This is a genomic window from Sphingobium sp. Ant17, assembly GCF_000588875.1.
Taxonomy (GTDB): domain Bacteria; phylum Pseudomonadota; class Alphaproteobacteria; order Sphingomonadales; family Sphingomonadaceae; genus Sphingobium.
This window is the reverse complement of sequence record NZ_JEMV01000009.1, coordinates 97029-108510: the sequence shown is the minus strand read 5'-3', so window position 1 is coordinate 108510 and position 11482 is coordinate 97029. Positions and strand designations below refer to the sequence as shown.

Below are 11482 nucleotides of genomic sequence, written 5' to 3'. Positions count from 1 at the left end.
TGACAGATTGCGGTTCATTGGAACGCCAAAAGCGTTCGTACTTCATGGACAAAATTGAAGCGACCGCCAAACTCCCCAAAGGATGGGAAGGCATATCTAATTATCACAGATACTATGCGTACAGTCCGTCCGAGAATGGCCAGAAGTCGGTTGAGGCGCAATTCGTCCTCAATGAGCGACCTGGGCGTGAATGGGTGGAATACGAAGATCTCCCCATAGGGATAGACGCAGGATGCACCGTTATATCCGTGACATTCGATGTAGCCAGTGATCGCGTTGCGTCAGCATTATGCAACGGCACCCCGTAAGCCACCTGACTGCTCAACGCCTTTTGCCGTTATGCCGGCTTTCGGGGGTGACAGCGTTTAAGGGGAACGTTTGCTGCTTGACCTCGTAATGCCCGCGCTATCGAGGGCGTCTCTATTGCATCGTGCGTGGTTGGGTTGGGAGATGGGTTCCCGCCTTCGCGGGAATGACGGGGAATGTTAGGCCACTGCTGGCTTACACCACCGGCGTGACCAGTACCTTACCCGCAAAATACGCGTCAAGATTAGCCAGCACCAAGTCGGCCATGGCCGCGCGGGTGTGGATGGTGGCGCTGCCTTGATGGGGTTGGAGAACGACCTGGTCCATCGCCAGCAGCGCGGGCGGGACATGGGGTTCGGCGGCGAAGACGTCGAGGCCTGCGCCGGCGATCCGGCCGTCGGCCAAAGCGGCGACCAGCGCATCTTCGTCGATCACGCTGCCCCGGCTGATATTGACGATCACCCCGTCCGGTCCCAGCGCGTCGAGCATGGCGGCATCGACCAGATTGGCTGCTTCCGGCCCGCCCGATGTGGCGACGATGAGGATGTCGCTCTGGCGCGCCAGATCAATCGGGTCGGCGACGTAGCGATAGGGCGTGTCGGTCGCTGCGCGGCGGTTGTGGTAGAGGATTTCGCCCGCCACGGGGTCCAGCCGCTTGGCGATGGCGCGGCCGATGCGGCCGAGGCCCACTATGCCGATACGGCGACCCGTTACCCGGCCCGACAGCGCAGGCTTTTCGCCGCGCGCCCAGGCGCCCGACCGGACCATCCGGTCATTGGCGGCGATGTTGCGGATCGTGGCGTAGAGCAGGCCCACCGCCAGGTCCGCGACATCGTCGGTCAGCACGTCGGGCGTGTTGGTGACGCGGATGCCCCTTTGGCGGACATGGTCGATATCGACCTGATCATAGCCGACCGAAAACAGCGCGATCAGTTCCAGCCGGGGCAGCGCATCCATGATCGCCGCCGACGCGCCGACCGATCCGAAGCTGACCAGCGCGCGGGCGTCGCGCACGGCAGGCGGCAGGGCGGTCAGGTCGGCATCGGCCGCGACGGGGTGGACGGTGAAGCGGCGCTCCAGCCCCTGCGTCAGATAGGGATAGAGCGGGCCATAAGCGACGATCGGCGGGCGGGGTGTGTCGGTCATGCCGCTATATTTAGAGGCTCGCCCGCCCCGCCGCCACCCGTCGCGGGCGATTGACAGGATCGGGCGGCGGTCCTAGCGCGGCGGCACCATGGCCAGCATCATCGCGACTGAAGACAGCCGTTTCGGCCTGCGCCGCCAGGTTCGCCTTGCCGGGCCGCTGAAGCTGTCGAGCGGCGCGACGCTGGGGCCGGTAGATATCGCCTATGAAACCTATGGGCAGTTGGATGCCGACGGGGCCAACGCCATCCTGATCTGCCATGCGCTGACCGGTGACCAATATGTCGCATCGGAGCATCCCGGCACGGGCAAGCCCGGCTGGTGGTGGCGGATGGTGGGCGCGGGCAAGCCGGTCGATCCGGCGCGCCATTTCATCGTCTGCGCCAATGTGATCGGCAGCTGCATGGGGTCGAGCGGCCCGGCCAGTATCGATCCCGCGACCGGCGATCCTTATGCGATGCGCTTTCCGGTGCTGACCATTGCCGACATGGTGCGGGCGCAGGCCTTGCTGCTCGACCATCTGGGTGTCGCGCGGCTGTCGGCGGTGATCGGCGGGTCGATGGGGGGGATGCAGGCGCTGACCTGGCCGACTTTGCTCCCGGACCGGGTCGAAAGCTGCGTCGTTATCGCCTCGACCGCACGGCATAGCGCGCAGAATATCGCTTTCCACGAAGTGGGGCGGCAGGCGATCATGGCCGACCCGCAATGGCGCGGCGGCGATTATTATGCCGATGGGCAGGTGCCGAGCGCTGGCCTCGCCGTCGCGCGGATGGCGGCGCATATCACCTATTTGTCCGAAGCCGGGCTGACCGAGAAATTCGGGCGGCGCTTGCAGGGGCGGGACGCCAAGACGTTCGGATTCGACGCGGATTTCCAGGTGGAAAGCTATTTGCGGCATCAGGGACTAAGCTTTGTCGATCGGTTCGACGCCAATAGCTATCTCTACATCACCCGCGCGATGGACTATTATGACATTGCCGAGGATCATGGCGGGTCGCTGGCCCATGCCTTTACCGCGAGCAAGGCGCGCTTCTGCCTCGTCAGCTTCGATACCGACTGGCTCTATCCCACCACCGAATCGCGGATCATCGTCCATGCGCTCAACGCCAGCGGGGCGCAGGCGAGCTTTGTCGAACTGTCCAGCCCGTTCGGCCATGACGCCTTCCTGCTCGAATGTCCCGAACTCAACCGGGTGGTCGACGGCTTCCTGAAGGGCGGACGGGCATGAGCGCGGCCTTGCGCCCCGACCTGGCGCTGATCGCGCGGACGGTGCGGCAGGGCGCGCGGGTGCTGGATGTCGGCTGTGGCGAGGGCGCGCTGATGGCGGCGCTGCGCGACAATGCCGGGGTCGATGCGCGCGGGCTGGAGATCGATGGATCGAACGTCGCGGCGGCTGTGGCGCGCGGCCTGTCGGTGGTGCAGGGGGATGCGGATACGGACCTGCGTTACTATCCCGACGCCAGTTTCGACTATGCGATCTTGAGCCAGACGCTCCAGACGACGCGGCGGCCCGACCTGGTGGTGGAGGAATTGCTGCGCATCGGCGGGCAGGCCTTCGTCTCCTTCCCCAATTTCGCGCATTGGCGCGGGCGGCTGTCGCTGCTGTGGGGCGGGCGGATGCCGGTGACGCGGCTGTTGCCCGACACCTGGTATGACACGCTCAACATCCACCATGTCACGGTCGATGACTTCCGCGCGCTGGTGAAGGAGCGGGGCTGGACGATCGACGGGCAATGGTTTTTGAAGGGCGACAAGGAAACCACCCACGCGAACGCCAATCTGTTCGCGGAACATGCGGTGTTTTTGCTGCGGAAATAACCGCGATTGCGGCGGATCAGTCGGTTTCTGCGGCGAGATAGACGCGGTTGCGGCCATGTTCCTTGGCGAGATAGAGCGCGCGGTCGGCCGCCTTGAGCGCGGTGCGGGCGTCTTCATAGGCCAGCACATTGGCGACGCCGGCAGAAAAGCTGACCCGCTCCATCCGTTCGCCGGTCGCGCGGTTGACCAGGCTGCGGGTCGCAAGATCCTCACGCACGCCGTCCACCACTTCGCAGGCCTCGCCCGCGCCCTTGCCCCGAAACAGCATGACGAATTCCTCGCCACCATGGCGGGCCACATGGCAGCGGTCGTTGGACGCCTTGGACAAGAGGCCGGCCACGAATTTCAACACCCGATCGCCCGTATCATGGCCGTGGGTGTCGTTGACATGCTTGAAATGGTCGATGTCGCAAAAGGCGACCGAGAGCGGTTCACCCTGCGCCAGCGCCAGGGCAACCTCTTCACGCAGGACATTTTCGAACGCGCGGCGGTTGGGCAGGCCGGTCAGATGATCATGTTCGGCGGCGCGGCGGGCATTTTCCAGGCTGGATTTGAGCGCCTTGGTCTGTTTCTGGTTTTCGCGCAGCTGGGTTTCGACAAGGCGAGTCTTTTCGACCATCGAGCGGGTCAGGCCGACGAGGCGCGCCAGCACCGGCTCGCTATCGCGTCCTTCGACCAGATCCTTGGCCTGTTCCTGCAGGGCCGCGCCATAATCTTTCGCCGAATTGCGCGATTCGTGCATCAGGCCGGTAAACTGGGTCAGATTTTCCTCGACCTTGTCGAGCATCGTCGCCAGCGAGTCGGGGGTCACTTCATCGGCGCGCTGTTCGGCCGCGACCGCTTCGACCCAGCCATTGGTAATCTTGCCGCGCTCCATCAGCACCGCACGGATCGCCTTTTCCACGCCGATATTCGCGCCGGTCAGATAATCCAGCGCGACGCTGAAATTGATCGGCGTCAGGTCCAGGTCGTGGGCGAAGAGGAAGTCGCCTATATCTTCGTAGAGCTGGCGGCGGCGATTCACCTCACGGCTGGATGCCGATCCGGGCCGGGGGCGGGCTTCGGCCGGTTCCGCTTCCTCCTCCGTCTTGCCCGACAGGCCCTTGGCCCAACGCGCCAGTCGGTCGGTCAGCCCATGTTGCGAGCCAGCGGAAGAAGAGAGTGCCCCGGTCATGACCCTCATAACGGCAGCAGTGAAACAAGGTTAAGAGCCAGGCGGGAAAGAATTGCCGGGTTTCCGGCTCGATGTCCCGCGCTTGCGTCAGATGTCAGCGGCGACCAGCCAGTCGCGGAAGATGCGCACCGCCCGCGTCTGGAGCGCGCGGGGGCGGCAGACGAAGAAATAGCGATAGGGGCTGTCGACATGCGTGTCGGGGAAGAGCCGCACCAGCCGCGTGTCGCCCGACTGGTTGAAATGGCTGGCATGCATCACCGCCACCCCAAGCCCCTGTGCAGCGGCCTCCAGCATCAACTGACCCGAATCATAATTGTCGATCGCCAGCGGTTGCATGTCGGGCAGGCCGACCGCCTCCTTCCAGGCGTCGAAGGACAGCGCCATATCGCGATGGATCAAGACGGTATGGTGCGCCAGTTCCTGTGGCGACGTCAGCGCATGGGGCTGTTCGAGCAGTTCGCGCCGCCCGATCAGATAGACTTCGTCATGGTCCAGTTCATGGGCATAGAGCGCCGGGTCGATATCCTTGGCCAGCAGCACGATCGCCGCGTCCAGCCCTTCGCCCAGTCGCGCGACCGCATGCGGGGTCGTTTCGATGTCGATATGCAACTGTGGATGAAGCGCGCGCAGGGCACCCAGATGCGGGAAAAGGCGCTGGGTCGCGAACAGCGGCAGGACCGCCAGCCGCAGCCGCAGCTGGTTGCCGCCACTTTGGATATTTTCCAGCGCCTGCGCCAGCGAATCAAGGGCAGGTGCAATGTCGTCGAGCAGCCTTTGCCCTTCGGCATTGATTTCCAGCGCCTGATGTTTGCGGTCGAACAAAGGCCGACCGATGAAGCGTTCCAGCGCCTGAACCCGGCGGCTGAGCGCGGGCGTCGAGAGCGCAAGCTCCTCCGCTGCCGCCTTGACCGAACCAAGCGCGCGACCTGCACAAAAGCCTCAAGGGCCGTAAGGGGCGGTAATCTCCGCATGGTCTTTCACTATTCCATCGCCGGTGCGCTGCGCCGCGTCATGGCTTGTTGTCGGGCGGGCAGGTTCCGGTCTCAAGCATCCTCACCCTACAGAGCAGGAAAATCAGGCGAATGGCAAGATGCATTTTTTGCAACCGGAACTTTTGCGTTCGCACTTGCAATATCGCGTTTAACGCTACATATAGCGCAGGCCTTTCAGGCATCCTCTCCTAAAACTTTACGGGCTGGCCCTTGTGGCCGGCCCTTTTTTTATGCCCTGCGTCGGCGACATGGCCCCCTTTTCGCGACGGCCGACGTTTCCTATCTCGTTACGGAACAAGAAGGACTGGGTGCCCATGGCCGATGACGAAATGACTGGACGCCGTATCCAGGTCGCCAATGCGCGGCCCGAAGATGCGGGACGCGGGCTTGCGCGGCTGCCATTGACGGTGATGGCGGAATTGCAGCTGAGCGAAGGCGATGTGATCGAGATCGTCGGAAAGCGATCGACACCCGCCCGCGTAGTACGCCCGTACAAGGAAGATGAGGGGCTGGATGTGCTGCGCCTCGATGGGTTGCAGCGCGCCAATGCCGGGGCCGGGTCGGGCGATTTCGTCCACATCGACAAGGTCGAGCCGCGCCCTGCCCAGCGCGTCGTGTTCGCGCCTGCACAAAATAATTTACGGCTTCAGGGTAATCCCGAAGCGTTGAAGCGGGTCTTCTTCCAGCGGCCGTTGACCGCAGGCGATGTCGTCGCGACGGCGGGCCAGCAGCAGGTGCCGACCGGTGACATGCCGCCGCAATTGCGCCAGATGCTGGCCGCGCCGGCCTATGCCTTGCAGGAAATCCGGTTGGTCGTGGTGTCGACCGTGCCCAAGGGCGTGGTGCAGATCGATGCCGAGACCGAAGTCGAACTGCGCCCCGAATATGAGGAGCCGAAGGAAGCGCGCCGCGCAGACGTCACCTATGACGATGTCGGCGGCATGGCCGATACGATCGACCAATTGCGCGAAATGGTCGAACTGCCGCTGCGCTATCCCGAACTGTTCCAGCGGTTGGGCGTCGATCCGCCGCGCGGTGTGCTGCTCCATGGCCCGCCGGGCACGGGCAAGACCCGGCTGGCCCGCGCCGTCGCCAACGAATCGGAGGCCGAATTCTTCCTGATCAACGGGCCGGAGATCATGGGCTCGGCCTATGGCGAATCGGAAAAGAAGCTGCGCGAGATATTCGAGGCGGCGGCCAAGGCTGCGCCCTCGATCCTGTTCATCGATGAGATCGATTCGATCGCGCCCAAGCGGGGGCAGGTGACCGGCGAGACCGAAAAGCGGTTGGTCGCGCAGTTGCTGACATTGATGGACGGGCTGGAGCCGCGCACCAATCTGGTGGTGATCGCCGCGACCAACCGCCCGGAGGCGATCGACGAGGCGCTGCGGCGGCCCGGCCGCTTCGATCGCGAAATCGTGGTCGGCGTGCCCGACGAGCGCGGGCGGCGCGAGATATTGGGCATCCACACCCGTGGCATGCCGCTGGGCGACAAGGTCGACCTCTCCGAACTGGCGCGCATGACCTATGGTTTTGTCGGCGCGGATCTGGCGGCGCTCAGCCGCGAGGCGGCGATCGAAACGGTGCGCCGCTTCATGCCACGCCTCAACCTGGAGGATGGGACGATCCCGGCCGACGTGCTGGAAGAATTGTGCGTCACGCGCGAGGATTTCATGTCGGCGATCAAGCGGGTCCAGCCATCCGCCATGCGTGAGGTGATGGTGCAGGCGCCCAACATCGGCTGGTCCGACATTGGCGGGCTGGACGATGCGCAGATGCGGTTGAAGGAAGGGGTCGAGCTGCCGCTCAAGAATCCCGACGCCTTCCGCCGGATCGGCATCCGCCCGGCCAAGGGCTTCCTGCTCTATGGTCCGCCCGGCACCGGCAAGACGCTGCTGGCCAAGGCGGTCGCGCGTGAGGCGCAGGCGAACTTCATCGCCACCAAGTCGAGCGACCTGCTATCCAAATGGTATGGCGAAAGCGAGCAGCAGATCGCCCGGCTGTTCGCCCGCGCGCGGCAGGTGGCCCCGACCGTCATTTTCATCGACGAATTGGACAGCCTGGTCCCCGCACGCGGCGGTGGCCTCGGCGAACCGGCGGTGACGGAGCGGGTGGTCAACACCATCCTGGCCGAGATGGACGGGCTGGAGGAGTTGCAATCGGTGGTCGTGATCGGCGCGACCAACCGCCCGACCCTGGTCGACCCTGCCTTGCTGCGGCCCGGCCGGTTCGACGAGCTGATCTATGTTCCCGTGCCCGAAGAAGCCGGACGCGCGCGCATCCTGGCGATCCATACCGGCAAGATGCCGCTTGCCGACGATGTCGATCTCGCCTCGTTGGCGGCGCGGACGGAGCGCTTTACCGGCGCGGATCTGGAAGATCTGTCGCGTCGGGCGGGCCTGTTCGCGCTGCGCCAGTCGATGACGGTCGAGAAGGTCACGATGGCGCATTTCGAGGCCGCGCTGCTGGAAACCCGCGCATCGGTCACGCCCGAAATGGAGCGGGAATATGAGCAGATCCAGGCGACGTTGAAGCAGAGCGCGATGCAGATCGACCCGATCGGCTTCGTGTCGCCGGGCATGTTACGCGGGCGCGATCGGGCCTGATCGAGCCTCACCGCTAGGGTGACGCGCAGGCGGCGGGGAAACCCAATCGCCGCCTGCGCGTTCCTGCCCGATGCGCGCAATGCGGCTTGCAAGGCTGGCCGATTTTTGCGACGCCCGACCGTAATGACAACCAGGCGGATATTGATGGCCTCCATTCCCTTGAAAAAGAACGACAATCGCGCTCGCAAGGGCGCGTTCCTAAGCCAGTGGAGGCTGTTTTTCCGGCAGTTCGTCAAACATCCCGGCATGATCGGATCGATCATTCCCTCGTCCGCGACGTTGGTGAACCGTATGCTCGATCCGGTCGATTGGCAGCGCACCCGCCTGTTCGTCGAATATGGACCGGGCGTTGGCACCTTCACCCAGGCGATCCTCGACCGGATGCATCCCGATGCGACGCTGCTGGCGATCGACCTCAATGTCGATTTCGTCGCCTATCTCGAAGCACAGATCGATGATCCTCGGCTGAAGGTCGTGCATGGCTCGGCCGCCGATGTGCGCCGCTTCATCCGGGAAGCGGGGCATGTTCAGGCCGATTATATCCTGTCGGGCATACCCTTTTCCACCCTGCCCGATGGCGTGGGAGAGGGCATTGCGGCCGAGACGCTTGGCGCGCTGCGACCCGGTGGGGCATTCCTCGTCTATCAATATTCGCGCTTCGTGCGCCGTTTGATCGATCCCCTGTTCGGTCAGGTGCAAGATGAGATGGAATGGCGCAATATTCCGCCCTGCCGCCTGTTTCGCGCGGTGAAGGATGAAGGGCTGGCCAAGGCGGCCTGACCCTGGCCCTATCGCCTTCGCAACGGCCTGCGTTCATGCTAAGCCGCCGCCGATCCGAATGGCGAGAGTGATGATGAACGACCTGACCCAGACTCCCGAAATGCTGATCGCGACGATGGGCGCGCGCGCGCGCCGCGCCGCCGCTATAATCGCGCAGGCGAGCGACGCGCAAAAGGCCGATGCGCTGCGCCGCGCGGCCCAGGCGTTGCGGGATCAGGCACCGGCGATCATCGCCGCCAATGCGCGCGACATGGACAATGCGGTGGCGAACGGCCTGTCGCCCGCTTTGCTCGACCGGCTGCGGCTGGACGAAGCGCGGGTCGCGGCGACGGCGGCGGGCGTCGAGCAGGTCGCGGGCCTGCCCAATCCGCTGGGCAGCGTGATCGACCAGAGCGTGCGCCCCAACGGGCTGGACCTGCGCCGGGTACGGGTGCCGCTGGGCGTGATCGGCATCATCTATGAAAGCCGCCCCAATGTGACCGCCGACGCGGCGGCGCTCTGCCTGCGCGCGGGCAATGCGGTGATCCTGCGCGGCGGCAGCGAGGCGAAGGAGAGCAACCGCGCGATCCACGCCGCGATCGTCGAGGGGATCGTCGCCGCCGGCCTGCCCGCCGATGTCGTGCAACTGGTGCCCACGACCGATCGCGCGGCGGTCGGCGCGCTGCTCAAGGCGGCGGAGTTTGTCGACCTGATCGTGCCGCGCGGCGGCAAGAGCCTGGTCGCGCGGGTGCAGGACGAAGCGCGCGTGCCCGTGCTGGCGCATCTCGACGGCATCAACCACAGCTATGTCGATGGCGCAGCCAATCCGACGATGGCGCAGCAATTGGTGGTCAACGCCAAGATGCGCCGCACCGGCATTTGCGGCGCGACGGAAACGGTGCTGATCGACCGCGCCTATGCCCAGGCGCCCGCGCTGGTCGCGGCGCTGCTCGACGCGCAATGCGAAGTGCGCGGCGACGAAGCGGTGCAGGCGATGGACGCACGGGTGAAGCCTGCTGATGAGGCCGACTGGGACACCGAATATCTCGACGCGATCGTGTCGGTCCGGCTGGTCGAGGGCGTGGAGGAGGCGATCGCCCATATCGCCGCCCATGCCAGCCACCATACCGACGCCATCATCACCGACGATGCCGCCACCGCCGAGCGCTTCCTCAACGCCGTCGACAGCGCGATCGTGATGTGGAACGCCTCCACCCAGTTCGCCGATGGCGGCGAGTTCGGGCTGGGCGCGGAAATCGGCATTTCCACCGGACGATTACACGCGCGCGGGCCGGTCGCGCTGGAGGGGCTGACGACGTACAAGTGGATCGTGCGGGGGACGGGGCAGGTTCGGCCCTGACCGCATGGAGGGCGACCTTCACACCTCTCCCGCCTTCGCGGGAGAGGGAGGGGCCCCGCGCCGAAGGCGTGGGAGGGTGAGGGTCTGACTTCTGGGGCAAGAAGTCCCTCACCGACTGCGAGTAGGCAGCAGGCTGCCAAGTCTTCATAGCCTCTCCCGCGAAGGCGGGAGAGGGCAAGGCTATCCCTTTGCCTTACCCCTTCACCACTTCGTCGATCGCCTTCAGCTTCGCCAGCATCGGTGCGACCCAGTCGAGGGGGAGCATCACCGGGCCGTCGGAGGGGGCGTTGTCGGGGTCTTGGTGGGCTTCGGCGAAGATGGCCGCGACGCCTGCTGCGATCGCGCTGCGGGCGAGCAGGGGCGCATATTCGCGTTGGCCGCCGGATGCTGAACCCAGGCCGCCGGGCTGTTGCACCGAATGGGTGGCGTCGAACACGACCGGATAGCCGGTCTGCGCCATTACGGGCAGCGCGCGCATGTCGCTGACCAAGGTATTGTAACCGAAACTCGCGCCGCGTTCGGTCAGCAATATGCGGTCATTGCCGGTCGAGGCGACTTTCTGCGCCACCGCCGCCATGTCCCAGGGGGCCATGAACTGGCCCTTCTTGACGTTGATGACCGCGCCCGTCCGCCCGGCGGCGAGCAGCAGGTCGGTCTGGCGGCAGAGGAAAGCGGGGATCTGGAGGATGTCGACCGCCTGGGCGGCGGCCGCCACCTGGCCCGCATCATGCACATCGGTCAGGACGGGACAGCCCAGCGTCGCCTTCACCTCCGCGAGGATGGCGAGGCCTGCGTCGATGCCGACGCCGCGCTGGCCCGACACCGATGTCCGGTTCGCCTTGTCGAAACTGCTCTTGAAGATGAAGGGCACGCCCGCTTGGTCTGCCGCCTTTGCCAGCGCGTCGGCCATGAACAGCGCATGGTCGCGACTTTCGATCTGGCAGGGGCCGGAAATGAGGACGAAGGGCAGGTCGTTGCCGAAGGTGACGGAACCTGTGGATATATGTTTCGGGCTGGTCATGGCGCTCATTTGGGCGCTTTGGCGAAGCGGCGCAACAATTGCCCGCGCCACAGGCCCTTGCCCGGATGATAGTTCCAGCAGAACCAGCCAAAGGCGAGGCAGGCGATGAGCGAAGGCAGTGCCATCGGATCACCCTGTCCCTTCATATGGCGGTAGAAGGCCATGTCCGCGCGCCAGCGATCCCGCTCGCTCCCCCCGCCATTGATGCCATAGGCATTGTCGTGGCGGCGACAGCCGATGTTTCGGTTGTATTTGCGATGGTCTATGAAATAGCAGTAGTCGCGTTCGGGTGTGCTCATGCCC

Annotated in this window: 9 protein-coding genes and 2 pseudogenes; 6 read left to right on the top strand and 5 right to left on the bottom strand. The window is 64.9% G+C overall.

The genetic code is table 11. The features are described 5' to 3' along the window. Window positions 1–308 (top strand): annotated as a pseudogene (locus tag BF95_RS28805) (hypothetical protein); the annotation flags it as partial. A 193-nt stretch (window positions 309–501) separates the two neighbouring features. Here BF95_RS28805 and BF95_RS06380 read toward each other — a convergent pair. Then, window positions 502–1452 carry a 2-hydroxyacid dehydrogenase gene (locus tag BF95_RS06380; RefSeq protein WP_043150164.1) on the bottom strand — a complete coding sequence of 317 codons (951 nt, stop codon included), beginning with the start codon at window positions 1450–1452 and terminating at the stop codon, window positions 502–504. Between the two features lie 88 nt (window positions 1453–1540). Between BF95_RS06380 and metX the strand changes: the two genes are divergently transcribed. Continuing rightward, complete coding sequence (gene metX / locus BF95_RS06375; protein WP_043150162.1) at window positions 1541–2677, top strand: homoserine O-acetyltransferase MetX; 1137 nt, start codon at window positions 1541–1543, stop codon at window positions 2675–2677. Continuing rightward, complete coding sequence (gene metW, locus BF95_RS06370; protein WP_043150159.1) at window positions 2674–3267, top strand: methionine biosynthesis protein MetW; 594 nt, start codon at window positions 2674–2676, stop codon at window positions 3265–3267. The genes metX and metW overlap by 4 nt, the downstream gene beginning before the upstream one ends. Before the next feature lie 16 nt (window positions 3268–3283). On the opposite strand, the gene BF95_RS06365 is transcribed toward metW, so the two are convergent. Together BF95_RS06365 and BF95_RS06360 are read right to left on the bottom strand one after the other, a co-directional pair. Beyond that, window positions 3284–4441 carry a GGDEF domain-containing protein gene (locus BF95_RS06365; RefSeq protein WP_043150158.1) on the bottom strand — a complete coding sequence of 386 codons (1158 nt, stop codon included), beginning with the start codon at window positions 4439–4441 and terminating at the stop codon, window positions 3284–3286. 87 nt (window positions 4442–4528) lie between these two features. Next, window positions 4529–5412: pseudogene (locus tag BF95_RS06360) on the bottom strand (LysR substrate-binding domain-containing protein). A 335-nt stretch (window positions 5413–5747) separates the two neighbouring features. On the opposite strand from BF95_RS06360, the gene BF95_RS06355 reads away from it, so the two are divergent. The 3 genes from BF95_RS06355 to BF95_RS06345 all read left to right on the top strand — a co-directional run bounded on the left by BF95_RS06355 (window position 5748) and on the right by BF95_RS06345 (window position 10158). Continuing rightward, a complete protein-coding gene (locus tag BF95_RS06355) occupies window positions 5748–8039 on the top strand; it encodes a CDC48 family AAA ATPase (RefSeq protein WP_043150156.1) in 2292 nt (763 codons plus the stop codon). A gap of 144 nt (window positions 8040–8183) precedes the next feature. After that, window positions 8184–8819 (top strand): class I SAM-dependent methyltransferase, encoded by a 636-nt coding sequence (locus BF95_RS06350; RefSeq protein WP_043150154.1) that lies wholly within the window; start codon window positions 8184–8186, stop codon window positions 8817–8819. 73 nt (window positions 8820–8892) lie between these two features. Beyond that, entirely contained in the window at window positions 8893–10158 is a 1266-nt protein-coding gene (locus BF95_RS06345; RefSeq protein WP_043150202.1) for a glutamate-5-semialdehyde dehydrogenase, read from the top strand. 193 nt (window positions 10159–10351) lie between these two features. On the opposite strand, the gene kdsA is transcribed toward BF95_RS06345, so the two are convergent. Together kdsA and BF95_RS06335 are read right to left on the bottom strand one after the other, a co-directional pair. Then, a complete protein-coding gene (gene kdsA, locus BF95_RS06340) occupies window positions 10352–11188 on the bottom strand; it encodes a 3-deoxy-8-phosphooctulonate synthase (protein ID WP_443018339.1) in 837 nt (278 codons plus the stop codon). Then, a complete protein-coding gene (locus BF95_RS06335; RefSeq protein WP_043150152.1) occupies window positions 11185–11478 on the bottom strand; it encodes a hypothetical protein in 294 nt (97 codons plus the stop codon). Before BF95_RS06335 ends, kdsA begins: the two co-directional genes overlap by 4 nt. Between the last annotated feature and the right edge of the window lie 4 nt (window positions 11479–11482).